Genomic DNA, 24798 nt, shown 5'->3' with positions numbered 1-24798 from the left:
TGTCACTAGGAGCGTTCATTATGCTGGAAAAATTTAATCAATATCGCCAAACCTGGACTTTACCTTTAAATCGTCATAAAGCAATAAATCAGACGCAATTTCGTTTTGAGTGGGTTGATAATTTAAAAGAATTACAAGATGTACAACGGTTTCGTGCACAACAATTTAGTCAACAATTCGGAATCAAGTTTGAAGATAACTTAGACCAAGATATTTACGATTTTGGTTGTGAGCACGCGGTCTTACGTGAAAAGTGGACTGGAGAAATTGTAGCGTATACGCGTCTAAAACTATTTCAAGGCCACGAAATAGCACAGAGTTACAGTGCACATGAGTTTGATATTGTACCTCAGCTTTCCCATCTTCCAAATGTGTTAGAAATAGGCCGTACTTGTGTACATCCTCGCTTTCGTAATGGTAAAGCGTTATCTATGTTGTGGTTAAACCTTGCACCCAAAGTGCTATGGTCAATGCGTGCTAAATATTTAATGGGCTGTGTCAGTATTCATTTGCAAGATAATTTGGCTAGAGCGTACTACACGCATCGCCAGATTCAGCAGTTACCAGAAAGTAAAACGATTGATATTCGTTCAAAAAAAATCTATGAACCTGAATATCCTGAGTTTAGCTTTCCACAAGATGAACGTATGCCAAAGCTGTTCCAAATGTATTTGAGCATGCAGTCAAAACTATCAAAACAGGCTTTTTTTGATGAAGAGTTTAACTGTTTGGATTATTTTGTATTTCTCGAGGTCAATAAAGTCGCAACCTCATTTGTGATGAATAAAATGGTGCAGCGTTAATCATATTTTCTATTCTGTAATAGCCAGCACATATTGAGATTTGCAAGCACTTTTACTCTCATGCACAATAGAGCAGATGGGGTAATTAGAAGTAGTTTAAAAAGCGATATGTGCCAGCTATTAGGAATGAATTGTGCAACACCAACGGATATCACTTTTTCCTTCCGTGGTTTTTCACAGCGTGCAGGAATTACCTCAGATCATAGTGATGGATTTGGCATCGCATTTTTCGAAGATAAGGCGTGCCGTTTATTTGTTGATAACCAATCAGCAGTTGAGTCTCCAATTGCCGATCTCATTCGTAATTATCCTATTAAATCACGTAATGTGATCGCTCATATCCGTAAGGCTACTCAAGGTAAAATTACTTTAGAAAATTCTCATCCCTTTATTCGAGAGTTGTGGGGACGGCATTGGATTTTTGCCCATAATGGCGATTTACATGACTTTAATCCGCCACTAAGTGGACGTTTCACGCCAGTAGGTAATACCGATAGCGAGCGTGCTTTTTGTTATTTGCTTGATCAACTCGTTGAAGCTTTTGGCTATGAAGAACCAAGTCTTGAACAGATATTTGAAGTATTAGAAAAGATTTCTCCGCAAATTGCAGAATACGGCACATTTAATTATTGCCTATCTAATGGCAAAGCATTATTTAGTTATGCCATTACTAAATTACATTGGCTCGTTCGTGAATATCCATTTAATCATGCTCATTTAATTGATTTAGATGTTGAAGTCGATTTTAGTCAGGTAACCACACCTGAAGATCGTGTGGCAGTAATAACAACTGAACCTTTAACACATAATGAAAATTGGACAGCTTATCAACCTGGTGAAATGATTTTATTTCAACATGGTAAACCAATTAAAAAGGCGATTACTTTTGTAGAAAGATTAAAACGTGAACAGGAAAATCCTGAACTAAAACGTATTACGTGCGCAGATCAGTATTAATATAAAATACATTTAAAATATATGAATAAGGATGTTTATATATTTTTATCATTTAATAATAAAATAGTTTGTTTAAAAAATACTTTATTATTTTAGTTGGTTAATTTTAATTAAATAATTTAAAAACAATAACTTGTGTTGAATATAATTTTTATGGGCTAAAGCCGACAAATTAGGTTTGTTTTTATTTATATTCTTTAAATATATCATGCAGTTTATGCAACAATCATTAAGCATCATTGGGGAGATGTATGAAAATGAAATGGGCTTCAGAATATAATACGGGTATTGATGTTATTGATGAACAACATAAACGGATACTTGATTATATTAATGAAATTGATGATGTAAAAGATGATGAAGATAGACGTCGAGTTAAAGATGTATTAGACAATATTATCGATTATACGCAATCACATTTTACTTTCGAAGAAAGTTTGCAAGAGGAAGCTGATTATAAATATCGTGTACCTCATAAACGTGTACATGATTTATTTATTAAAAAAATAGAATTATATCGTGAACGTTTTGAAATGGGTCATACGATTGAATCAGAGTTACAAGAAATTTTGGCTAAATGGTTAATTAACCATATTCAACATGATGATGCCGATTATGTAGGAGCAGTAAAAGAAAATATGATGGGAATTATTAGAGAAAAAGAAAAAAAGAAAGGGAAAAACTGGTTTGCTCGGTTTTTCTCATAACCTGAAATAAAAATAAATCATAATTTCAGTTAGCGCGGCAAACTATCGTTTCGGTAGTTTGCTTTTTTTATTGAGCAAACTTTGATTTTCAAGCATGACACGGGCAAAATATCTCTAGTCTTTTTCAAGGAATGCATAATGCAGGACATACCTATGTCACGATGGTTATCGCCCCTGATGGCGTTTTGCTTATCTTTCATCATTATGGCGACATTGGCACCCACGATGGGCATCCAGATTGATCGTCAACTCGATTTCTGGTTATTGTGGTTAGGCACAATGTTGTTATTGGCACTACCAGTTTGTTATTTGGAAATTGCGTTAGCAAAACGGTCGAAGACTACAGCCTTAAATGCTTTATCAAGTTTAACTCGTGAAGCAGATAGTTCCCCAAAATGGCGTTTGGTTGGCTGGCTTGCGGTTATTTTTATTCCATTTTTAGCAGGTAATGTATTAAGTACTGCTGGCAATTTACTGACTACACAGCTTAATAATAGTGTTTCAGGGCAACTTGTTTTTGCTGGCCTTGCTGTTGTGGCCCTCATTTTATCCCTTATTCCACGTCAGATTTTAATTTTACTGATGACGGTTGGTGTAATTGCTTCTCTTGTTTTAGCTAACACGATGGGAACGACTTTACAGCCTTGGCATTGGACCAATGTTGAGTTTAAAGAGTGGGGTAATGCAACTGTACTTGCACTTGTTGCGAGTGGGCTAGGTTTAGGGCTTTACTGGCAAAATAGTGTAGGTGCTGTTCAGCCACAAGAAGGAGCAACGAAAACTGTTCTTCCAATCTGGTTAGCTCAGCTCATTGCTGTGATTGCCTTCGGTTTCTTTTCTTTACAAGCACAGCTTCCTGTTTTTACTTGGATCTTTACCGCAGTAATGACAACAGCGTTATTTGTCCAATTGGCTAGAGAGCAGCTTGCTCAGCGTCAGCTTATGCCTATTTTACAGTGGGTGATTATTGTTGTAGCAATTGCTGTTTGGGCTGTGCCTGAGCTTCATAATATCTTTACGCTGATTTTGATGCTTTGGGGATTACTCATTTGCTTGATCTATGCCATTTTTGCTGGCTGGATTATGAAAATTAGCCATTTGCGTAAATCTATGAATTTTAGCAATGAGTTGTTTTATAACTTATGGCGCATTGCGGTACGTATTGTATTGCCGCTTTCAATTGTGATTGCCATGATTGCGGTAATTGGACAAATTATCTGATGGAAAAAGCTCAGCAAGTGTGGGTTGCTTATGCAGCTCCAGAGCAACAGTTTTTAGTTGCTATTCCATTTGAAGCTGGTATGACTGCATTACAAGCAGTTGAGATGAGTGGTTTGCAGACACAGGTCAGTTTGCCTGAGCCATTACAACTTGGCATCTTTGGTGCAAAAGTTGAAGCACATGCGATTTTGCAAGCTGGTGATCGAGTTGAGGTTTATCGACCTTTAACGATCAATCCCAAAGATATACGTCGTAAACGCGCTGAGAAAAACCCTGTGGGGCGATATATTAAAAGTAATCGTTTTAAGCAATAAGCCCCATAAACAAAACCCCTCAAAGTATTTCACTTGAGGGGTTTATTTTTATTAGAAAAAACGATTATAGTGGTGGTGCAGTTAAAATCGCTTCTTTAGAAGCAGGTAAACCTGGTTGCGATTCTGGAATAGTTTCTAAACCTTCAATTTTAGTTACAGTACCAGTTCCATCAAAGTAAATTTTTAAATGCTGACCATGTGCTGCGGGGATTTTAGCTTTTTTAGCATAAGTTCCCGGGATATAGTTGTAAATGTAGTCCCAACGTAGAGGATTTAGAGGATCAGTCACTGTTGGACTACCAAGCAAAAAACGCACTTGCTGGAAATTCATGCCGACTTGTACTTGAGAGGCTTGAGCTTTGGTCAATGGAGTCCCTTGAGGAATATCAACCTTATAAACACCAAAGATTGAACAACCAGCAAGGAGTGAAGTGACTAATAACGTCAGCACGAGTTTTTGCATTTTGCTACACTATCCCAATAAATTATGATGCATTTGATCAAAGGATAGATCATACTTCATCTAAATTCTATTGCCTATTCCAACTTGAGATTTGTTGAGAGACCTTTTTTCATGCCTATTTCCAATCAAGATTTGCGCAAAGCTGGACTTAAAGTTACCCTTCCACGAATTAAGATTTTGGAATTATTAGAAAATTCAAAACAACATCATCTTAGCGCTGAAGATATTTACAAGACTTTGTTAGAACAAGGGGAAGATGTCGGCCTTGCGACAGTTTACCGTGTGTTAACACAATTTGAAGCTGCGGGTATCATTCAGCGCCACCATTTTGAAAACAATCATTCTGTTTTTGAAATTATGCAAGAAGATCACCACGATCATTTGGTTTGCCATAATTGCAACAAAGTTATTGAATTTACTAATGATATTATCGAGAAAGAGCAGCATGCTGTAGCAGAGCAACATGGGTTTACCTTAACGGGTCACTCATTAAATCTTTACGGTTACTGTAACGAACCTGAATGTCAGGAAGTGCTGCGCAAGAAATAATCGTTTTCACACAAAGAAAACAAATAAAAAAGGAAGGTTACGTTTAACCTTCCTTTTTTTATGAAGAAATTACTGTCGGTCGAAGGTTAAATGCTGATTTGTGCCTGCAATTTGATCAGGACTTTCTTCGGCAAGCTTAATTGTTAAACGCAAATCGTTTGGTGAGTCGGCATGTTTTAATGCATCTTTGTAGGTAATTTGGCCTGACTTATAAAGATCAAACAGTGCTTGGTCAAAAGTTTGCATACCGAGTTCGCGTGAGCGTTTCATTAAATCTTTAATTTCATGAATTTCGCCTTTGCGAATATAGTCTGAAATTAGTGGTGAGTTAATGAGAATCTCAATCGCTGCACGGCGCGAATTACCATCAGGCGTTGGAATAAGTTGCTGTGCAATCATGGCCTTTAAGTTAAGTGATAAATCCATGTAGAGCTGGCTATGACGGTCACTTTCAAAGAAGTGAATAATACGGTCAAGTGCTTGGTTGGCGTTGTTCGCATGCATTGTGGCTAATACAAGGTGACCTGTTTCGGCGAAGCCAATCGCGTAGTCCATAACTTCACGAGAGCGAATCTCACCAATCAAGATTACATCGGGTGCTTGTCGCAAAGTATTCTTTAAGGCAATTTCGAATGAGTCTGTATCGATCCCGACTTCACGTTGGGTAATGATGCAGCCAGCGTGTTCATGAATAAACTCAATCGGGTCTTCAATGGTAATGATATGACCTTTAGAGTTATGGTTCCGATAGCTAATCATTGAAGCCAAAGATGTCGATTTACCTGTACCTGTTGCTCCTACAAAAATAATGATGCCGCGTTTGGTCATCGATAAATCTTTAAGCACAGGTGGTAATTGCAAGTCATCAATTGAAGGAATTTTAGTTTCAATTCGACGTAATACCATGCCTGGCATGTCGCGTTGCTGAAAAGCACTCACACGAAAGCGGGCAGTTTTATCACGGTTCATAATGGCAAAGTTACATTCACGAGTCTCAGCAAATTCTTTGCGTTGTTTTTCACTCATGATGGAATGTAATAGTTGTCCAATAATTTCGCCTGAAAGACTATTTTTTGAAATGGGAACAATTTGCCCGTTAATCTTCATCGATGGTGCAACGCCATCTGTAATAAAGAGGTCGGATGATTTTTTTTCAACCATAAGGTTGAGTAGGTCATTAAAATCCATATTTATTCTCTAGTTATTTTTATAGGAATGATTCAGGCTGTTTGGCAGCAGTACGAGCTGTTTGAGGGCTGATCACACCGCGAGACACCAGATTTTTTAAGCTTTGGTCGAGGGTGGTCATGCCATGATTTGCGCCAGTCTGAATAGCTGAGTACATTTGCGCGACCTTGTTTTCACGAATTAGGTTACGAATGGCAGGAATACCAATCATGATTTCATGAGCTGCGACACGTCCGCCACCATTCTTTTTAAGCAGGGTTTGTGAAATTACAGCCTGTAATGATTCAGAGAGCATGGCACGAACCATGTCTTTTTCTTCGGCAGGGAATACATCAATCACACGGTCAATGGTTTTCGCAGCAGAAGTGGTATGCAGCGTACCAAACACCAAATGACCTGTTTCGGCAGCAGTAAGCGCTAAACGGATAGTCTCGAGGTCACGCATCTCACCGACCAAAATAATATCTGGGTCTTCACGCAGTGCTGAACGTAGGGCCTCATTAAAGCCGTGTGTATCACGATGCACTTCACGTTGGTTAATCAAACATTTCTTAGATTGGTGTACAAATTCGATAGGGTCTTCAACCGTTAGAATGTGGTCATAACGATTTTCGTTGATGTAGTCCATCATCGCTGCAAGCGTCGTTGATTTACCCGAACCTGTTGGACCTGTCACCAGTACAATCCCGCGAGGATAGTCACAAATGTCTTTAAAGATTTGTCCTAAGCCTAAATCTTCCATGGTGAGTACTTTGGACGGAATGGTACGAAACACTGCACCCGCACCACGGTTTTGGTTAAATGCGTTTACACGGAAACGAGCAACGTTGGGCACTTCAAAAGAAAAGTCGGTTTCGAGTTTTTCTTCGTAGTCACGACGCTGTTTATCATTCATGATGTCGTAGACCAAACGATGAACATCTTTATGATCTAGAGCAGGTAAGTTAATGCGACGGACTTCACCATCAACGCGAATCATTGGTGGCATGCCAGCAGATAGGTGTAAATCGGACGCGCCATTTTTCACAGAGAAGGCGAGTAGCTCTGTAATATCCATAATTTCCCCAAGTAAATCAAAATATGTCATTATTTTGTAGAATAATATACGGCTTTCACCGAGGCTTACCAACACCTCGCTTTAGGTGAAAAGCAAAAAAGTTTTTTGAAAATGAGAACCTTGTCAATGAATTACCTGCAAGATGCGCGTCAGCACGTATTACAGCAAATCCAAAGTGCTTGTGAACATGCTCAGCGTGCGCCTGAAACTGTGCAACTTTTAGCCGTATCGAAAACACATCCAAGTGAAAGTTTGCGTGAAATGTATGCAGCAGGGCAAAGAGCATTTGGCGAAAACTATTTGCAAGAAGCTTTAGAAAAAATCGAAGCTTTACACGATTTAGATATTGAATGGCATTTTATTGGTCATGTTCAACGCAACAAGACGAAGCATTTGGCCGAGAAATTTGATTGGGTACATGGTGTAGATCGTTTAATTATTGCCGAGCGCTTATCTAACCAGCGTGGTGATGATCAATCTGACTTAAATATTTGTTTGCAAGTGAATATTGACGGGCAAGATAGTAAAGATGGTTGTGCACCAGATGAGGTTGCCGAGTTAATTGCTCAAATGAGTCAATTACCCAAAATCAGACTACGCGGTTTAATGGTCATTCCAGCGCCTGACAATACTGCTGCTTTTGCAGATGCTAAAAAGTTATTTGATAAGGTGAAAGACCAACATACTCACCCAGAAGATTGGGACACTTTAAGTATGGGAATGTCGAGTGATTTAGAAGCTGCAATTGCTGCTGGTTCAACCATGGTTCGTGTAGGAACAGCCTTATTTGGTGCTAGAGACTATTCGCAAAAAGGCTGATGTAAGCGATTTCTTACATAAATTGCGTCATTTTGCGGCTATGGCAGACAATACTTTTTTCGTACTATGAACTCATCAGGAAACAGGATGTTTCTAAGAATAACAATAAACAGTGATGAATGGATGCATACAGGTACGACAGGAGTTATACCAACGCAGAATCTAAAAAAGCCCCGACAGGATGTCGGGGCTTTTTAGTTTTAACCTACTACTTCAATGGTACTTGCACCTGCGCCGAGTGGTTTCACTTGAATTTGTACAGGAATACGTTCATGCATTTCTTGAATGTGTGAGATGAGAATGACTTGGCGTCCCTGATTTTGCAATTGGTCTAAAGCATTCATGACCATGTGCAAAGATGAGGCATCTAAAGTACCAAAGCCTTCATCAATAAACAGCGATTCAATTTTCATTGAGCCCGAGGCCATATTGGCAATGGCTAAAGACAAGGCAAGCGCTGTTAAGAACGACTCACCGCCAGACAAAGATGCAACAGAACGGGTTTCTCCATCCATGTCATGGTCAATAATCGCAAGGCTTAAAGACTGATCTAGGCGTTTTAGCGTATAGCGTTGAGACAGCATTGCCAGTTGCTGGTTGGCGTGTTCAACTAAAATATCTAAGTGATATTGCTGGGCATAGTCGCGGAACTCTTTTCCTTTGGCATCACCAATCAAGCCTGAAATTTTGCTCCAGCGATGTTCTTCTTGCTGAATATTTTGAATTTGCTCGGCATATTGTTGCTGTTTAGCCAGATTTTGCTGATGGACTTCGAGCTTAAGCTTCAGTTGATCACGTACTTCAAGCTGTGCTTTAAGCTCTGCAATATTGTCTTGAATGAGGCTAACAAGCTTTTCATGTTCAATATCTGGCTGAGTTTGTAAATGCTCACTTAATTGCTCTTGCATGGTCTTAAGGGCAGAAGAAGCTTCACTTAATAAACGCTCGGCATGATTAAGACGGTTACGAATATCTTGCTCTTGAGCTGAATTAATCTGTATGAGTGCTGTAAGATCAGATGCCTGAAAATCAGTATGGGCTTTTAACCAGTTTTGAATTTGCCCATCAATCTGCTGTTGATGTTGTTCTGTGTGTTGATGCTGATGTTTAAGTTGATCGAGCGCCTGTTTTTGTTGTTCAAAGTGTTGTCTGGTTTGTTCGAAACGCTGTTTAGCCTCATGATACGCCGTTTGTTGGTGCTGACGTTTAGCGTCATGCTCAATTAACCATTCATGCGGCTTAATATCCGAACGGCCTGTCATTTGCTGAATGAGCGATACCGCTTTTTCATTATTTTGTTGGCCTTTAAGCGTAATCTCTTGGAGATTTTGATCGATCTCATCAATTTGCTTGGTCATTTGCTCAAGGTTGGCAGCTAACATTTTAAGTTCTTGTTGTTGCTGTTCAAAACGCTGTGAAAGCTGTTCTTGTTGCTCAAGTTGCTTAGCACGTACGTCTAAAATTGACCAAGTCTGCTTAGCTGTTTGGCTACTTGCTTGCTGCCATGCGTGCTGTTCGGCTTCAGATAAACACTCAACAATATGTTGAACTTGTTGTTGCCATTGCTGTGCTGTATTAAGCAAACTTTCATTACGCTGAATAGATTGAACGAACTGATTGTGTTGTTTAATCGCTTGGGCTAAACGCACGTTTTCTGAGTCAAATGAACTTATGGCAGTTTGCGAGGCTTGTCTGAGTTCGTTCAGCGTTAGCAAGATTTGTTCAGGAGCTTGATTAAGCTCAATCTGTAACTGATTGAGGTTAAGCGCTTGCTCAAGTTCTTGCTGTAAGTTTGTTTGTTTTGCCTGAAGTTGAGTTAGATATTTCTGAACCTGTTCAAGTTCGGCACGGCACTGATTAAGTGCATGTTGTTGGGTTTGCCACGTATTAAATGTAGTTTGCTCGAGTACAATAGCTTGTTGCTCTTGCTGTTGCTGCAAATCGAATAAAGCTTTGGAAACTGCACTGTCATCCACACGATAGGGATGATGTGTGCTTCCACACACTAAACAAGCTTCACCTTCTTTAAGATTGGCACGTAACTGCTCAATATTTTCGGTGTGTAGTAAACGCTGTTGTTGCAGGATGTGCTGTAACTTTTCACGTTCAGTTTTTGCTGTTTGGTAGTCTTGTTCAGCTAACTGGCAAACAGTTTTAAGCTGCTGCTCTTGGGCTGAGACTTGGGTTTGTTTTTCAGAGAATTGCTGAAGCTCAGCGTATAGCTCATGATAAATTTTAATTTTCTGTTGAATCAGATCTAACTGAGTGATTTGAGCAAGCTTTTGATCTTTGTCTTTACGCTGTTGCTCAAGTTTTAACTCAATTTGTTCAACTGTACCTAGTGAAGCTGTGAGTTGTTCAACTTCACTTTTAGCTTCCGATAGCTTTTGGCGAGCAAGGGTAGGATTACCGAGCTGTTGTTCAATCGTTTGGTAATTTTGAATAAATTGCCCGAGTTGATGCAGATGTGCTGAAAGGCCTTTATCTAATACCGCATATTGCTGAGTCTGGGTAAGTTGTTGTTGTAGATAAACTTGGTTCTGCTCAAGATGTGCAATCTGCTGTTGCACAGTATTTTGCTGTTGTTGCAGTGGACTGAGTTTCTGCTCAAGTACATTTTTCTTTTCTTTGCACTTTTTATATTCATCGGCAATAAAGGCACGTTCTTGAATGGACTGTCGAACTTGATTTAAAGCTTGTTGATGTTGTTGCTCAAAATCGAGTGTCTGTTTGAGCTCTTGTTCTGCGAGTTGATACTGTTTTTGTCTGGTTTCAAAAATTTGCACCAACTCATTAAACTTGGTTTGCACTTGCTGAATTTGCGGCTCAAGTTGTTGTAGCGTTTGTAAATTTTGAGCTTGTTGAAAAACTTGTGGGCGTATTTCAGAGAAAACTTCGAGTCGTTTTAATTGCTCACGCTCACCAGCCAATTGCTGATGGTGATTTTGCTGGGTTTGAAACTGTTGTTGTTTCGCTTGAACCTCTTGCTCAAGTTTTGCTTTACGTTCAAACCATTGTTGCTGTTTGTCTAAAACATTTTTTTGTTGTTCTAACTGTTGATGGTTTTGCTCGGCTTGCTGATATTGTTCGGTAAAAGCCGCAATATCTTCATCAGACAAAATTTCGATATGGCCTAAAAACTCTTCAAGCTGTTTACGCTGCTTTGCAATATCAGCCGTTTTGCGAAAAGCCAGTTCACCAATTTTAGCGAAAATGCTGGAGTTGGTCAGGTACTCAAGTAACTCACCACGCTCGCTGTCTCGTGCTTTTAAAAACGCGGTCACTTCTGACTGGGCAAGTAGTACAGCACGAGTAAACTGTTCAAAAGAAAGCTGGGTAATTTGTTTAACTTTTTCATCAACTGCTTTGGCTTTGTCGGCAAGTACTACACCATCAGTTAGACATTTTAAATGGCGTTGTACGCTTTGTAATTTACCATTTGGGTTTTCACGCGCACGCTTAATTTCCCAGCGTACCAAATAACGTTTTTGATCTTGTGCAATAAAGCAAAGCTCAGCAAAACCATGTCCTGTACCACGGCGTAAGACAGTTAAAGGTGAGTTGGTCAGTAACTCAGAACCATCAACATCTTTTAATTTGCCATCACTGTCTTTCAAGCGAGGTACCCGATTAAACAAAGCCAGACACATGGCATCTAAAATGGTTGACTTACCTGCGCCTGTTTTCCCTACAATTGCAATCAGGCCTGCATGGGCGAGAGGCGCGCTTTCAAAATCAATAAAGTGTTCATCAGAAAGAGATGCCAGATTTTTTATTCGAATGGATAAAATTTTCATGACATATCCTTAAGGGGTTGCATCATTTTCAAGATGTTTTTGTGCTTCTTGTACCAGGCTTAGAAAATCTTTTAAGACAGCATCATCGGCGCTGTAACCTTGTTTTTCCCAAATATTTTGAAAGAGTTTTTCTGGTGTTGGTGGTTCAAGAGCAATGTGCTGAGTAGTATTTGAATCGGTCGCGTCTTTATTCACATATTGACGTGAAATACGAACTAAACGATAGCGGTCAGGTGGTAGGGCTGCTTCAAACTGCTGACGTAGATTAGGCTGCGGCGGCGTTAAACTATAATATTCAATATCGACATATTCACGGTGGTCAATATTTTCAATCACGCCGTGAGGCAAGGCTTTGAGTTGTTGCAGTACCTCGTTTAACTCACCACGAATACGGTGCAATTGTATGCAACGTGGAATTTCGACAGCTTCAAATTGCAAACGGCTGTCTGTGTCTTGAGTCGGATCAACTTTGACCTCAACCACTTGATGCTTATAGTTAACTTCACTAAAAGAAAGTGGAATGGGCGAACCACTATAACGAATGTGTGGCTGACCTACTTTTTGTGGTTTATGTAGATGCCCTAAAGCGACATAGTCGACAGCATCTTCAAACAAAGTTGTTGAAAGCGCCTCTTCATTACCAATAATAATTGGGCGTTCAGAGTCGGATGTTTCTCCACCTTGCATGTGGGCATGTGACATCAAAATAAGCGCTTGGTCTGGTGTCTTGCGACGTTTGGCTTCAGCAATGAGTTGCTGGTGCAAATAGGCAATCGCATTTTTACTGTTAGTGGTATGTTCATTAAAACCCGTAATTTCGGCCGAACGTAAAAAAGGTAGGGCAAGACACCACGCCACAATATCTTGATTTTGGTTATAGATAGGTAAAAGTAGTCGATCGAGGTCTAAGGTTTTATCTTCATTCCAGCGAACCACGCCCACGGTTTTTGCGTTATATTTTTCTAAGAGTGGTTCGACCTGTTCAATACGGTAGCCTGAGTCATGGTTACCCGCAATCATGAGTGTTTGCATGTGCGGCGCATGCCGATGAGCATCTGCTAAAAATTGGTAGAGTTGTTTTTGTGCTTGAGAACCGGGGTTAATCACATCAAAAATATCGCCGGCGATGAGTAGGGCATGTGGTTGTTTTTCTTGAATTTGAGTGAGTAACCAGCTTAAAAATTGTTGGTGTTCGTAGTGGCGTGAATGATTATAAAAAAACTGCCCCAAATGCCAGTCAGAAGTATGTAGAAAATGTACGGACATAGAAACAGACATCAAGCCAAAATAAACACAGATACGTTAGCATAAATTGGCAGGAGATTTTATCAAGACATTTTAAAGTGCTCGTTATTTAAGCCTAAGTTGAAACTTGAATTAAATTTTTCACTTTAAACGCCGCTTTGTTACTATCGACTCAAACCTTGAACTTTGAGAAAAAAATGACCATTCACGAATACGAAGTAAAAATACAGTGGGAAGGCAATACGGGTACAGGCACTTCATCTTATCGTTCATATAAACGAGACTTTAGTATTCAGCATCCGCAAAAGGCCACAATTCAAGGTTCATCAGACCCTGCCTATTTAGGCGATGTGAGCAGATGGAACCCTGAAGATTTATTGGTGGCATCAGCTTCAGCTTGTCATAAGCTTTGGTATTTACACCTGTGTGCAGTCAATCATATTCATGTGCTGAATTATGTCGACAAAGCACTGGGGTTTATGGAAGATGCAGATCCGGTTAAACGTGGTCACTTTACTCAAATTATTTTAAGGCCCGAGGTTGTTTTAGAAAAAGGTGCAGACCAAGCGCTTGCAGCAAAACTGCACGAAGAAGCACATCACGAATGTATGATCGCCAATTCGGTGAATTTTCCAATTACATGTGAAGCGAGTTTTAGCTTTGCTGAATAACTAATATGAAATAGCCACCGATAAAAAGGCGGTGGCTATACATTAAAAATAAATAGAGTCGTTAAATAAGATCTTTAAGCTGCATTTTCATCGACTTGGAAAATACCAAAAACGTTGTGGTCTAAATCGACAAAGTAGCCATGCCAAGCGCGGCCCGGAATAGCAAATTTATCCATTGCGACAATGCCACCTTGCGCTAAAATTTTTGCAGCCACTTCATCAAAGTTTGCCACCTGAACCGAACAGGTAAATGCATTGGTGCCATATTCCATTGGAGGTGTTTGAGCAGGGCGTTTTAATAGTCCACCCATAATTGAAGGTGTCTCTATGCGGTAATATTCAATTGGTAAGCTTTCATCGAGTTTAAATTGCCAACCAAACACAGCTTGATAGAACTGCGCATCGCGGGCAGGGTTTGAAGACTGGATTTCAAAATAGGCAATGTTGTTCATATTATTTAAAACATATTTTTATGGTGCAAAAAGTATAAGCATAGCCTTTATCGCCACGAAAGCACTATTGTGTATGGTGAGCGTAAAATAAATGAAAGTGCTAGAAAATAAAAACCGACGATTCGAGTGATGAGAGAATCGTCGGTCAAAAACTTCATCAAGGGTTTCGGCTGCTAACAAAACCTAATCCGAAGGAAGGAAAGAGTCGTAATGAAAGGTCACCGAAACAATTTTGCGGATGCCGTGCAAAGGAAGTATTCGGTTGCTGCGACCTTATTACCCTATATAACGTCAAGAGATTCGAATTGGTTGACAGAAAAATGAAAAAAAATCGAAAAAAATTTATAATTATTTTTTGAACCCATAAATTAGGCAAAAATATGACCAAATTACGTTCTTACTTTCTCTGGTTTTTTGGTTTATGCATTGTGCTTACCTTAATTGTAGGTGTTGTTGCAGCACTATTACCAGCGAGTGTAGGTGGTATTTTAACAGCCGTTCCATATTTAGGCGCAATGATTTTTGTCTTATTTAAATTTTTAAAGAAAGAACGCCGTGCCCCGACTGTACCAGAAAAAAAGAAATTTACTTTGGGTTTTACCCTGATTTTTTGGGGCTATAACTTGTGTGGTGTTTTATTTGGTCTGTTTTTATTTGCAAGAAAAGACCCTGAGATTTTGCAGAACTTTATGCTTTACCTCAAACAGCCTCAGTTTTTAAGCATTATGGTGATTATGCTTTTAATGTTAGCTATTCCGCTTTATTTAATTACCTACTGGTTTTATGGCAAGCAGGCACAGCGAATGGCTGACAAAATGTTTAACGTGTAATAGATCACTACGAAAACTCATACGATTAAATATAAATGAGTCTTATACAATTAAATAAAACTTGAATCCTCAGCTTAGGAGGAAATATGAATAAGAATGTATTAATTACAGGTGCAAGTGGTTTTATCGGAACGCATTTAATTAAGTTCCTGCTACAAAAAAATTATAACGTGATTGCTGTGACACGGCAGGCTGGAAAGGCATCTGACCATCCTGCCTTGCAGTGGGTACAAAAGTTTGAAGATATTTCGACCCGTCAAATTGACTATGTGGTGAATTTGGCAGGCGCAAATATTGGCGAGAAACGCTGGACCGAGTCACGTAAAAAACAACTCATTGAAAGCCGTGTAAATACGACCCGAAAACTGTATGCATGGCTCAAGCAGTCTGAAATTTTTCCGGAAGTAATTGTATCTGGTTCTGCAATTGGTTATTACGGAATAGATGATCAAGAAAAGTGGGCAGAAGTGTGTACTGAACAAAGCCCGCCACAGCCTATTTTTATGTCCGAGCTTTGCCAAGAGTGGGAGCGAGCAGCTTTAGCAGATCCTCAACAAAATACTAAAATTATTCGCTTAGGTGTGGTGTTTGGGCAGGGCGGTGGCATTTTGCCTAAAATGTTGCTTCCTATTCGACTCAATTTAGTCGGTCAAATTGGTCATGGCCGTCAGCCTGTGGTTTGGGTACATATTGGAGACGTGTTAAACGCAATTGAGTTTATATTTAAACATCCTCAATCTGCTCAAATTCACAATGTCGTAGCGCCAGAAAATGTGACTCAAAAAGCTTTTGTTGAACAAGCAGCAGAGGTTTTGAATAAGAAACCATTGTTGTCAGCACCAAGCACTGTTTTTCGCTGTTTGTTGGGCGAACAGTCTCAATTGATCTTAAATGGTCAGTACGTCAAACCCGCAGCCTTACAAACTGAAGGATTTGAGTTTGCTTATCCTCAGTTAAAAATGGCTTTAGAGAATATATTGGCGTCAGGCTAAGATTTTATTTTGCAAACGCTCTGGAGAATATGCTTTGGCATCAACTAAGGTCGGTTGACCTAGCATCAGCTGACGGAGCAATTGTGCTGAGCCTGCGCCCATGCATAAACCATTTCTAAAATGACCAAAGTTTGCCCAGAGATTGTCCATTTCAGGCATTTTGCCAATGTAGGGAACGCCATTTGGTGAACTTGGTCTGAGTCCTGCCCAGCGCTGTACGATCGGGAAATCGGCCAGTTCAGGCACCATTTCTAAACACGCTTCTAAGATATTGTGCTGGGTTGTTTCGTCAGTGGAAGTGTCGAAACCACGATGTGCCATGCTAGACCCACACACGATATGACCATCCATACGTGGAATCAAATACATCACTCGATTCATGCACATGGTTGGTAACCAGTGAGCAGGGGTTTTAAATAACAACATTTGACCTTGCACAGGTTCGACTGGAATTTCGAGTTGTAATTGTGAATTCCAGTAATGGCTCCATGCGCCCGAAGTTATTACAAAATGATCTGCTGTATGTTTGCGACCATCTTCGGTTTGTAAGGCCTGTATGACATCATCCTGTTGAATCAGTTTTTTAACAGGAGTGTTTTCAAAAAATTCAACATTCGGATGTTGTTTTAAATAGCGAATCAGAGACTGTAAAACGCGTGGATTACGAATATTAGACAGTTCAGGGAAATAAATCGCTTCTTGAAACTGTTCGGAAATATGCGGGTTGACTTGCTCTAAAGCATCTCTTTGTAGATATTCACAGCGCTGCATGGGTTCTTGATGCTGCTCGGCGTAGGAAAGTCCAACGTCAAAATCTTCTTCATCAAAAATCAGCATGCCTGTGTCATGAATTTCAAAATCAATCCTTGTAACAGGGTAGAGCTTTTGGTTCCATGCTTGATAAGAGGCTTTGCCAAATTGAGCAAGTTGGTTCACTGCATGCACATAGCGCCACGGGTACATCGGAGAGAGAATACCTCCGCCAGCCCAAGAGGCTGCTTGACCCGCTTGTTGTTGATCAAAAATGCTGATGGTACAGCCTTGTTCAACCAACTCCAGCGCAGACATTAACCCACTTATGCCCGCGCCAATGATTGCAATATGCATGCAGTGTTATCCTTTCTCTGCGAACTTAGTTCATTTCCTTGAGTTTTTCAGCAGCGGTTTCTGCAAAGTAAGTCCAGATTCCGTCTGCACCAGCGCGGCGGCAGCACATGAGTGATTCTAAAATGACTGAGTCTGATAACCAGCCATTTTGAATTGCGCCAGCTAACATCGCGTATTCGCCACTCACTTGGTAAATGAATGTAGGAACACCAAAGGTATCTTTCACTTCACGTACCACATCCAGATATGGCATGCCCGGTTTTACAATCACCATGTCGGCGCCTTCTTGAATATCAAGCGCGATTTCATGTAAAGCTTCGGCACGGTTGGCAAAGTCCATCTGGTAGTTATATTTATTACCACCTTTGAGGTTGGATGCAGAGCCAACAGCATCACGGAACGGACCATAGAAGCTCGACGCATATTTCGCAGAGTAGGCCATAATGTTGGTATAGATGTGACCATTGGCTTCTAAAGCTTGACGAATAGCACCAATACGGCCATCCATCATGTCACTTGGTGCAACCACATCAGCACCTGCTTCAGCATGACTTAACGCTTGTTTAATCAAGCATTCTACAGTCTCGTCGTTCAGCACATAGCCAGTGTCATCAATAATACCGTCTTGACCATGCGTGGTGTATGGGTCGAGGGCACCATCAGTAATTAACACCATTTCTGGTAATTCTTTTTTAAGCAACCGGCACGTGGTTTGGACTAAACCATCTTCATGCCATGCAGCTTCTGCGGTCAGGCTTTTATCTTCTTGCGGGGTAACTGGAAAAAGAGCCAGTTTTGATACGCCCAATTCCAGAAGTCTTTCAGCTTTTTTCAGTAACAAATCTGCCGACAAACGCTGAATGTTTGGCATACTTGGAATATCTTGGGTTTGATTTTGTCCCGGTAATACAAATACTGGATAAATCAAGTGATTGGTAGTGAGCTGTGTTTCGCTGACCATCGCACGCAACTGGTCATTTTTACGGATACGGCGCATGCGAGTGGCTGGAAATGCAGGACGATTGAACGTATAAGTCATAACAATCTCGATGTTCGGTATTACACTAGGATAGGTTGGCGGATATTCCATTACTGTCAACCGACTGCTGTATTGTAGCCCCATAATGCTGTATTTGTACAAAATTATGGGCGTTTATCATGCTTTTAAATTTAGGCAACATATGAGTGAAGAAAAGAAAAATTGGACTGGGAACATCCATTTAGGTGCAAAAACAGACCTGACTGTGGTTCTCAACCAATTATGTAAGGCGTTTAATAGCTCTCCTTTTTTTAAGCATAGTGGAATGATTATGCGTGTGGTGGACGGGCACATTGAAGGCTATATTGAGATGCAACCCAACCTGATTGGCAATTTGGCATTTCAGATTTTGCATGGCGGTGTTGCTGCAACTTTGCTCGATAGTATTGGTGGAATTGTGGCAATGGAACACCTCTATCGCCGTTCAACTCCCGAAACTTTAACTGAAACCATTAAGCAAGTGTCGCGTTTGGCAACTGTCGATATGCGTGTAGATTATTTAGCACCGGGGCGTGGTAAGTATTTTATTGCCCGTGCTGAAGTGTTACGTTTAGGTCGTAAGGGCTGTACCATGCGTATGACCATGGTCAATGATGAAGATAAAGCGATTGCTGCCGGCATTGCTTCATATGCCTATTAAGCAATGAATTGAATCATTTAAAAGCGCCAAGTGCGCTTTTTTTAGTGTTTGAAAAGCTAAAATTTTCATAAAAACTTTGAGATAAACATTAATTTAATTAGAACGAACGCATGAGTTATAAATTTTTATTCTCATATTATGAGGTTTTAGCGTTAAAATTAGCTCCTTTGACAATGCGATATGTCTTGTTTATAGAAAAATAAAAACTCTATAACAAGGTGTAGTGCGAGATTGATGGCAAAGCCAACTCATCTTTAGGAACATACCATGACTGATGCACAAAGCAATGTAGAAGAAACAGTGCCAACAACATCTGCCTCGGATGACAACAATCAAAACAAGCGCAAAAAATTTCTTGGTTTTTTTGCGCTGATTTTATTGATCGCCGCTATTTTATATGCAATTTGGGCATTATTTTTGAACAACTCCGTGAGTACGGATAATGCTTATGTCGGTGCAGAAACCGCGCAAATTACTTCAATGGTGAGCGGACAGGTCGCTCAGGTTGTCGTAAAAGATACCCAAACGGTACATCGTGGTGACGTGCTGGTTCGTATTGATGATCGTGATGCCAAAATTGCATTGGCTCAAGCTGAGGCAGAACTTGCCAAAGCAAAACGCCAATACAAACAAACTGCGGCAAACAGTAGTTCTTTAAACTCTCAGGTTGTGGTGCGTGCTGACGAAATTAACAGTGCCAAAGCACAGGTTGCTCAAGCACAAGCAGACTACGACAAAGCTGCTTTAGAACTCAACCGCCGTGCACAGCTTGCTGCCTCTGGTGCAGTGTCTAAAGAAGAACTGACTAAAGCACAAAGTGCAGTTGAAACAGCTAAAGCAGGACTAGAGCTTGCTAAAGCTGGTTTAGCGCAAGCCTCTTCGAGTCGTAAAGCTGCCGAAAGTACTTTAGCTGCAAACGAAGCGTTAATTCAGGGTGTAAGCGAGACTTCAACACCTGATGTACAAGTTGCACAAGCCCATGTTGAACAAGCTCAGCTTGATTTAGAACGTACCGTGATACGTGCACCAGTCGATGGGGTGGTTACGCGTCGTAATATTCAAGTGGGTCAACGTGTGGCGCCGGGTACGAGCATGATGATGATTGTGCCACTTAACGATTTATATGTAGATGCAAACTTCAAAGAAAGTCAGTTGAAAAAAGTCCGTCCGGGTCAGGAAGTCACGCTTACTTCAGATTTATATGGTGATGACGTTGAATATCACGGCAAAGTGATGGGCTTCTCTGGTGGTACAGGCTCTGCCTTTGCCTTAATTCCGGCTCAAAACGCAACAGGTAACTGGATTAAAGTGGTTCAACGCTTACCAGTTCGTATTGCACTTGACCCGAAAGAACTTGCTGAACACCCACTGCGTGTTGGCTTGTCGATGGAAGCAAAAGTCGACTTATCTGCGAAGTAAACGCTTATGAAAACGCAAACACCTTTTGCCGAACTAAGCGGTGGCCGTTTAATACTGGCAGCGTTTGTTATTGCCTTGTCGAACTTTATGGTCGTGCTCGATACGACCATTGCCAACGTATCTGTACCGCATATTACTGGTAACCTTGCTGTTTCAAGTACACAAGGCACATGGGTTGTTACGTCGTATGCCGTTGCAGAAGCGATTTGTGTACCTTTAACAGGTTGGCTGGCAGGGCGCTTTGGTACCGTTCGGGTTTTTATTTTTGGTCTGATTGGTTTTACCATTTTTTCTTTCTTGTGCGGTCTAGCAAACTCGTTAGGCATGCTGGTGTTTTTCCGTATTGGACAAGGTCTATGCGGTGGCCCGCTCATGCCACTCAGCCAAACTTTGCTGATGCGTATTTTCCCTCAAGAAAAGCATGCACAGGCGATGGGCCTATGGGCAATGACGACTGTCGTTGGGCCAATTTTAGGGCCAATTTTGGGTGGTCTGATTAGTGATAATCTGTCTTGGCACTGGATTTTCTTTATTAACATTCCGGTCGGCATTGTTTGTGTTTTAGCGGCAATGCGCTTGTTAAGAGTAGCTGAAACAGAAACGATTTCTTTAAGAATCGACACGGTTGGTTTAGGCTTGTTAATTCTGTGGATTGGTGCACTACAGCTCATGCTCGATTTAGGGCACGAACGCGACTGGTTTAACAGCACCAGCATTATCGTTTTAGCTTTAACTGCCGCCATTGGCTTTGTGGTGTTCCTGATATGGGAACTCACCGACAAACATCCCGTCGTGGATGTCAAAGTCTTTAGGCATAGGGGCTTTGCCATATCGGTGCTGGCTTTGTCGCTCGGCTTCGGCGCATTCTTTGGCAGTATTGTACTGATTCCGCAGTGGCTGCAAATGAACCTTTCCTACACCGCGACGTGGGCCGGATATTTAACTGCAACCATGGGCTTTGGTAGTTTGACCATGTCACCGATTGTGGCAAAACTTTCGACCAAACATGACCCACGTGCGCTGGCGAGCTTTGGTTTAATTTTGCTGGGTGGTGTGACCTTAATGCGAGCGTTCTGGACTACAGATGCCGACTTTATGGCACTGGCTTGGCCGCAAATCCTACAAGGTTTTGCTGTGCCGTTCTTCTTTATTCCGCTGTCGAACATTGCGCTTGGTTCGGTACTCCAGCAAGAGATTGCATCTGCTGCGGGTCTTATGAACTTCTTAAGAACCATGGCAGGGGCAATTGGTGCTTCAATTGCAGTGACCGTGTGGGACGACCATGCCAAAGTTGCCCGTAGTGAAATGGTGTCAAACCTTCATACGACTGAAGTACAAAACACACTTTTGCAAAATGGTTTTTCGGCTGACTCGACGCTCGGAATTATTTCAAACCTTGTCGATAAAGAAGCGATTACCATGTCGGCAAACCATGTGTTTTTACTGTTTGCGATGGTGTTTGTCTTTGCGGGGCTGGTGATTTGGCTGTGTCCAAAACCCAAACAGGTTAGCGGTATGCCTTCTCACTAAACATAAAAAAAGCATCTCTTCGGAGGTGCTTTTTTTAGGTCTACTACAAAATGAGCGGGTTTATAAATAGCAGATTTTGCCTGTATTTAAAGAAATAAAGCATGCCAGAATTGGGCAAATCAGTTATAAAAGAGTGTGATAACAAGCAAGGAGACATCACACAGAGCACAAAACAAACACCGCCAATCATTTAATATTATTAAAACTTTATTTTTATCAAAGATTAAAAAACTGAAGACCTGAAAACAAAGAAGCTTGCATGGCAATTGCATGGATAGGCAGGCGTATATATTGGAGTTATCACGTGAATAAAAGATATTCATTTTTGTTCAGTAGTTTATTAGCAGTCGGTTTATTACAAGGATGTGGAGATGATTCCTCTTCAGATCAGCCCAAGGATGATTCAAATACAACCCCGCCCAATTTAATTGTAGATAATGACCCTACCAGTTGTAGCAAACTGGCGCAAGACGGTTCAAGTGTGGTGGTTGGTTCAAACCAAAATGGTGACCCCGCCGCACCAGAGGGTGCATCGGGTTATCGACTCGGTAACACGGTTAAATACGCAGATAAATATATGGTGGTGGCAAACACGCCACTTGCGGTAAAAGCAGGGTGTGATGTTTTAAAAGCAGGCGGTAGCGCAGTTGATGCAGCCGTAGCGGTACAAGCCGTGCTTGGTTTGGTCGAGCCACAGTCGAGTACCATTGCCGGTAGTGGTTTTATGATGTATTACGATGCCAAAACCAAACAAGTCACGGCTTATGATGGCCGCGAAACCGCACCTGCCGCAGCCAACGAATTTTATTTAATTCGCCAAGATATATATGACCCAAATTCACCTGCGCCTGTACCAAGTGCGCGTCGTAGTGGTCGCTCGATTGGTGTGCCGGGTGTGATGCGTTTGCTTGAACAAGCACAAAAAGAGCATGGCAAACTCAAGTGGAACCAACTTTTTGGTGAAGCGATTGGTTTGGCTGATAACGGTTTTCGCATTCCGGGGCGTTTGGCAGATGCAATTGCAAGTAATGCAAACAATTTAGCGCTCGATGCAAATGCAATGGCGACCTATTTCTACCCAGATGGTTCACCACGTAAAGTGGGTGAAACCATGACCAATAAGGCCTATGCAAAAACGCTTGAAGCACTTGCCACGCAAGGCGCAAATGCGCTGCACACTGGCCCGATCGCCCAAGCGATTGTAGCGAAAGCAGGACAGACGTTAGGGGATGACCCAGCAAAAACTCCAATTACCCCAAGTTTAATGACCTTGCAGGATTTATCGAACTACGAGGTTAAAAAACGCGACCCGATTTGTACGACGTACCGTGACCGTTACTATGTATGTACCATGCCACCTCCATCTTCGGGAGGGATTGCAGTTGCACAGACGTTGGGTATTTTAGAAAACTTTGATATGTCGCTGTACCCACCTAAAAACCCTGAAAATGAAGGTGGTGTACCTGATGTCATGGGCGTGCATTTAGTGTCTGAAGCAGAACGTTTGGCCTACGCCGACCGCGATAAATATGTGGCAGATACTGACTTTGTTGCTTTACCAGCACAGGGTATTGCAAGCTTTATTGATAAAAATTACCTGAAACAACGTGCCGCACTGATTAACCCGAACCAAAGTATGGGCATTGCACCAGCAGGTAATTTCAATCCAGCTTCGGGTGTCGACACCACTGTTGAACACGGCACGACTCAGTTCACGATTGTAGATACCTATGGCAATGTGGTTTCAATGACATCGACTGTTGAATCTAGCATGGGTTCTTTCCATATGGTGGATGGTTTCTTGCTGTCAAACCAGTTAACTGACTTTAGTGCGAACCCTTATGACAGCACTGGGGCACCAGTTGCCAACCGTGTAGAAGGCGGCAAACGCCCACGTAGTACCATGGCGCCAACCTTAGTGTTTAAAGGCACCACGCCAGATGAATTTTATATGGCAACAGGTTCACCAGGTGGCGGTACGATCATTCAATATGTGGTTAAAACGTTGGTGGGTACATTGGACTGGAACTTAAATGCACAGCAGGCCACTTCGCTTGTTAACTTTGGCGCGACCAATAGCAAAAATACCAATGTGGATAGCTCGAATGTACAGCTTTCTTTAGTTGACCTGATTGAAGGCTTAAAAGCAAAAGGGCATGGCATTTCTAACACTGCGCAAACCAGCGGTATTTCAACGATTATGAAAGTAAATATTAATAATCAAAGTAAATACGCAGGTGGGGTAGACCCTCGCCGTGAAGGTATTGTGTTAGGCAATGGTGCTTTATAGACCCAACTTAAAAAAAGCTGTCATTTTTGGCAGCTTTTTTATGAGGGGCCTTGAAAAAAACAAAAGGCTCTCCATTATGTAAATATGTTCATCAGTAGCAGACTGTTGATAAATTGCACAGCATTTTATTTTAGTTATGCTATGATGTTCAGACATTCATGGGGATGTTATTGGCTTCGACGCCGGTGATGAAACTCATAGATGCATGCCGAGAGCGCATTTTCTCTCGTAAATAAAATTTGCATTTTAATAGTCGCAAACGACGAAACTTACGCTCTAGCTGCCTAAGGGCAGTTTGTCCGCTTCCTAGAATACTTGTGGTTTAGGAACCCGACCGTAGCGCACGCACACAAGTCCGTATAGAGTCAAGCCTCGGGGCTTTATACCAAACTTAGAGGATCGCACCTTGTACCCTGTTCGTCGGGTCACTTGGTGTTAAAACAATAGACGATATCTAAGCATGTAGTATTCTCGAGCGTAGTGCTGGCGGACGCGGGTTCAACTCCCGCCATCTCCACCAAAATTCGTGAAAAGCCCTGAAACGTAAGTTTCGGGGTTTTTTATTAATAACTGTTTACTAATAAATGATGTGATTTGAATATAAGAATTACTCTTCAAAAATTATTTAATTTAACCCGAATCCCGCTTAAGCCGATATTTCCATAACCCGAATTATCGGCTTATTTTGGTGACATATTTGATAAGCAC

The 24798-nt window shown here is 41.2% G+C and carries 22 protein-coding genes and 1 other RNA gene; 15 read left to right on the top strand and 8 right to left on the bottom strand.

Annotated features, from left to right (window positions below; all coding sequences use genetic code 11):
- Positions 1-20 precede the first annotated feature (20 nt).
- From HJG58_RS16815 to HJG58_RS16795, 5 genes are all read left to right on the top strand, one after another.
- Complete coding sequence (locus tag HJG58_RS16815) at positions 21-803, top strand: GNAT family N-acetyltransferase (protein WP_002121744.1); 783 nt, start codon at positions 21-23, stop codon at positions 801-803.
- A gap of 108 nt (positions 804-911) precedes the next feature.
- Positions 912-1760 carry a class II glutamine amidotransferase gene (locus HJG58_RS16810; protein WP_170249665.1) on the top strand — a complete coding sequence of 283 codons (849 nt, stop codon included), beginning with the start codon at positions 912-914 and terminating at the stop codon, positions 1758-1760.
- Positions 1761-2011: 251 nt separating this feature from the next.
- Complete coding sequence (locus HJG58_RS16805) at positions 2012-2467, top strand: bacteriohemerythrin (RefSeq protein ID WP_170249658.1); 456 nt, start codon at positions 2012-2014, stop codon at positions 2465-2467.
- A 153-nt stretch (positions 2468-2620) separates the two neighbouring features.
- A complete protein-coding gene (locus HJG58_RS16800; protein ID WP_170249657.1) occupies positions 2621-3688 on the top strand; it encodes an SLC5/6 family protein in 1068 nt (355 codons plus the stop codon).
- On the top strand, positions 3688-4002 hold the full coding sequence (locus HJG58_RS16795; protein ID WP_170249656.1) for an RnfH family protein: 315 nt from the start codon (positions 3688-3690) through the stop codon (positions 4000-4002). The genes HJG58_RS16800 and HJG58_RS16795 overlap by 1 nt, the downstream gene beginning before the upstream one ends.
- 64 nt (positions 4003-4066) lie before the next feature.
- Here HJG58_RS16795 and HJG58_RS16790 read toward each other — a convergent pair whose 3' ends face one another.
- Positions 4067-4465, bottom strand: coding sequence for an outer membrane protein assembly factor BamE (locus HJG58_RS16790; RefSeq protein WP_002121740.1), 399 nt, complete (start codon positions 4463-4465; stop codon positions 4067-4069).
- Between the two features lie 111 nt (positions 4466-4576).
- Between HJG58_RS16790 and fur the strand changes: the two genes are divergently transcribed.
- Complete coding sequence (gene fur, locus HJG58_RS16785; RefSeq protein ID WP_016141990.1) at positions 4577-5014, top strand: ferric iron uptake transcriptional regulator; 438 nt, start codon at positions 4577-4579, stop codon at positions 5012-5014.
- A 69-nt stretch (positions 5015-5083) separates the two neighbouring features.
- On the opposite strand, the gene HJG58_RS16780 is transcribed toward fur, so the two are convergent.
- Together HJG58_RS16780 and HJG58_RS16775 are read right to left on the bottom strand one after the other, a co-directional pair.
- Positions 5084-6202, bottom strand: coding sequence for a PilT/PilU family type 4a pilus ATPase (locus HJG58_RS16780; protein WP_032037409.1), 1119 nt, complete (start codon positions 6200-6202; stop codon positions 5084-5086).
- 19 nt (positions 6203-6221) lie between these two features.
- Positions 6222-7259, bottom strand: a complete 1038-nt coding sequence (locus tag HJG58_RS16775) for a type IV pilus twitching motility protein PilT (RefSeq protein ID WP_002121749.1) — start codon at positions 7257-7259, stop codon at positions 6222-6224.
- A 126-nt stretch (positions 7260-7385) separates the two neighbouring features.
- Between HJG58_RS16775 and HJG58_RS16770 the strand changes: the two genes are divergently transcribed.
- A complete protein-coding gene (locus HJG58_RS16770) occupies positions 7386-8078 on the top strand; it encodes a YggS family pyridoxal phosphate-dependent enzyme (protein ID WP_170249655.1) in 693 nt (230 codons plus the stop codon).
- 200 nt (positions 8079-8278) lie between these two features.
- Here HJG58_RS16770 and HJG58_RS16765 read toward each other — a convergent pair whose 3' ends face one another.
- Together HJG58_RS16765 and HJG58_RS16760 are read right to left on the bottom strand one after the other, a co-directional pair.
- Positions 8279-11875, bottom strand: a complete 3597-nt coding sequence (locus tag HJG58_RS16765; RefSeq protein ID WP_170249654.1) for an AAA family ATPase — start codon at positions 11873-11875, stop codon at positions 8279-8281.
- A 9-nt stretch (positions 11876-11884) separates the two neighbouring features.
- On the bottom strand, positions 11885-13153 hold the full coding sequence (locus HJG58_RS16760) for an exonuclease SbcCD subunit D (protein WP_170249653.1): 1269 nt from the start codon (positions 13151-13153) through the stop codon (positions 11885-11887).
- 164 nt (positions 13154-13317) lie between these two features.
- Between HJG58_RS16760 and HJG58_RS16755 the strand changes: the two genes are divergently transcribed.
- A complete protein-coding gene (locus HJG58_RS16755; protein ID WP_216076597.1) occupies positions 13318-13791 on the top strand; it encodes an OsmC family protein in 474 nt (157 codons plus the stop codon).
- Positions 13792-13865: 74 nt separating this feature from the next.
- Here HJG58_RS16755 and HJG58_RS16750 read toward each other — a convergent pair whose 3' ends face one another.
- On the bottom strand, positions 13866-14243 hold the full coding sequence (locus HJG58_RS16750; protein ID WP_170249651.1) for a VOC family protein: 378 nt from the start codon (positions 14241-14243) through the stop codon (positions 13866-13868).
- Positions 14244-14623: 380 nt separating this feature from the next.
- Between HJG58_RS16750 and HJG58_RS16745 the strand changes: the two genes are divergently transcribed.
- Positions 14624-15073, top strand: coding sequence for an ABZJ_00895 family protein (locus tag HJG58_RS16745; RefSeq protein WP_002121708.1), 450 nt, complete (start codon positions 14624-14626; stop codon positions 15071-15073).
- An 86-nt stretch (positions 15074-15159) separates the two neighbouring features.
- A complete protein-coding gene (locus tag HJG58_RS16740; protein WP_170249650.1) occupies positions 15160-16065 on the top strand; it encodes a TIGR01777 family oxidoreductase in 906 nt (301 codons plus the stop codon).
- Here HJG58_RS16740 and HJG58_RS16735 read toward each other — a convergent pair.
- Both HJG58_RS16735 and hemB read right to left on the bottom strand, forming a co-directional pair.
- Positions 16057-17172 carry an NAD(P)/FAD-dependent oxidoreductase gene (locus HJG58_RS16735; RefSeq protein WP_170249649.1) on the bottom strand — a complete coding sequence of 372 codons (1116 nt, stop codon included), beginning with the start codon at positions 17170-17172 and terminating at the stop codon, positions 16057-16059. The two genes, HJG58_RS16740 and HJG58_RS16735, sit on opposite strands and share 9 nt — an antisense overlap.
- Before the next feature lie 25 nt (positions 17173-17197).
- Complete coding sequence (gene hemB / locus HJG58_RS16730; protein ID WP_005042595.1) at positions 17198-18211, bottom strand: porphobilinogen synthase; 1014 nt, start codon at positions 18209-18211, stop codon at positions 17198-17200.
- A 142-nt stretch (positions 18212-18353) separates the two neighbouring features.
- On the opposite strand from hemB, the gene HJG58_RS16725 reads away from it, so the two are divergent.
- The 5 genes from HJG58_RS16725 to ssrA all read left to right on the top strand — a co-directional run bounded on the left by HJG58_RS16725 (position 18354) and on the right by ssrA (position 24610).
- Positions 18354-18851 carry a thioesterase family protein gene (locus tag HJG58_RS16725; protein ID WP_002121786.1) on the top strand — a complete coding sequence of 166 codons (498 nt, stop codon included), beginning with the start codon at positions 18354-18356 and terminating at the stop codon, positions 18849-18851.
- 267 nt (positions 18852-19118) lie between these two features.
- Positions 19119-20270 (top strand): EmrA/EmrK family multidrug efflux transporter periplasmic adaptor subunit, encoded by a 1152-nt coding sequence (locus HJG58_RS16720; protein ID WP_170249648.1) that lies wholly within the window; start codon positions 19119-19121, stop codon positions 20268-20270.
- A 6-nt stretch (positions 20271-20276) separates the two neighbouring features.
- Positions 20277-21800, top strand: a complete 1524-nt coding sequence (locus HJG58_RS16715) for a DHA2 family efflux MFS transporter permease subunit (RefSeq protein WP_170249647.1) — start codon at positions 20277-20279, stop codon at positions 21798-21800.
- Between the two features lie 304 nt (positions 21801-22104).
- Positions 22105-24090 (top strand): gamma-glutamyltransferase, encoded by a 1986-nt coding sequence (ggt, locus tag HJG58_RS16710; RefSeq protein WP_328704637.1) that lies wholly within the window; start codon positions 22105-22107, stop codon positions 24088-24090.
- 160 nt (positions 24091-24250) lie between these two features.
- Positions 24251-24610, top strand: a transfer-messenger RNA (tmRNA) gene (gene ssrA, locus HJG58_RS16705).
- The last annotated feature ends 188 nt before the right edge of the window (positions 24611-24798 follow it).

Source organism: Acinetobacter geminorum (assembly GCF_013009345.1).
GTDB lineage: Bacteria > Pseudomonadota > Gammaproteobacteria > Pseudomonadales > Moraxellaceae > Acinetobacter > Acinetobacter geminorum.
The sequence above is the reverse complement of the archived record's forward strand: the minus strand, read 5'-3'. Positions and strand labels throughout refer to the sequence as shown.